The sequence below is a fragment of the Siminovitchia jepli genome, assembly GCF_047228825.1.
In the GTDB taxonomy this organism is placed as follows: Bacteria; Bacillota; Bacilli; order Bacillales; family Bacillaceae_C; genus Siminovitchia.
Window position 1 is genome coordinate 1 of the sequence record NZ_JBFEGN010000199.1, and the last position, 1200, is coordinate 1200.

Here is a 1200-nt window from a genome sequence, read left to right on the forward strand (position 1 = left end):
CCTTCTTGTATCTTTAACAGGATTTGCCTGGCGTGAGACACAAATACGCCTGCTGCCTGAACGATTTCCCTGCGAAATCTTTGGATGGTATAACTTTTCATAGGGGTAGGGCAATGATCCATTTTGAAAAGCTCAAACAGGTTGTATGCAAATAATTTCAGCAGCAGATCCAGTTCGTTGGCTTTAAACGAGCCGGTTGGAATCCGGTTGATGGAAAACCCATGTTTAGCTTCCTTGATGTAGTTTTCCATGCAGGCCCTTTGGTTATAGAATTCCCAAATGTCCATCGGCGACCATTCCATCGTATGAACCATGGCTTCATGTTCCCAAATAAAATCAATAAACTGCATCTGGTCCATATCAAACAGTTCTGCTTTGCGGATAACCGAAACACTTCTTGGCTTAGCCCATGAAGTTGCCTGATATTGAATGATCTTTCCTTCAATGACAATGTCTTTATCGACATATCGAACCCATGGAGCAGGATCAGTATAAACAGCTTTGGCCAGCCGGCTCGTCCACCGGAGTTTGCCCACGTAGTCAATTTCCTTCCCTTCCCAAAAGCTGTAAAAATCCTCCCCGGCAAAACCTTTGTCAAACCGGGCATAGGAAACATTTTGGGACTCAGAGAGTAAATTCAACGTCTCTTCTGCAAGAGTAATGGCCCCATCGGCAGTATGCTGGTTTCCAGGCCGCAAAGCTCCATTCAGGAACAGACTTGTTTTCCCTTCATAAATCAGCAAGGGATGGTAGCTTTTACGGCCAGGTTTTTTCGAGTTGTACCCTTTTTCGGCCGATTCCTGGTCTCCGTAAACGATTTCGACGGACGAATCCAAGTCTAGAATCAAATCTGAAGGCAAGGCAGGCTCAATGATATCGTGCATGATCTCTTTCAGATCAAGTTGTACATTGAATGTTGCAAGATTCCTTAAATCTTTGCCCAGCAATGTATAGTGAGGGCACTTGCCGCCCATAAACTGTTTGACCAATGTATCCTCTTGAAGTGAACGGAAGTGGAAAAGCCTTGTACATGAAGCCATCCACCCAATGATCAGATACACAATGATCTTGCGAAACGGAAATTTTGCATTGCTTTTCTTAATGACATCAAAACACCGAAAGGAATTTTCAATATCCATTTGTTTCAGAAACTGAAGGAATGGCAATAATCCAGCTATATTGGTTGAATTTTTCAAATGA

1 protein-coding gene is annotated in these 1200 nt (G+C 43.2%); it reads right to left on the reverse strand.

The genetic code is table 11. The annotated features are described in order from the left end of the window. Positions 1-1200: IS1380 family transposase (locus AB1L08_RS22370; protein ID WP_413066774.1), on the reverse strand; the 1200-nt coding region annotated here is incomplete at both ends.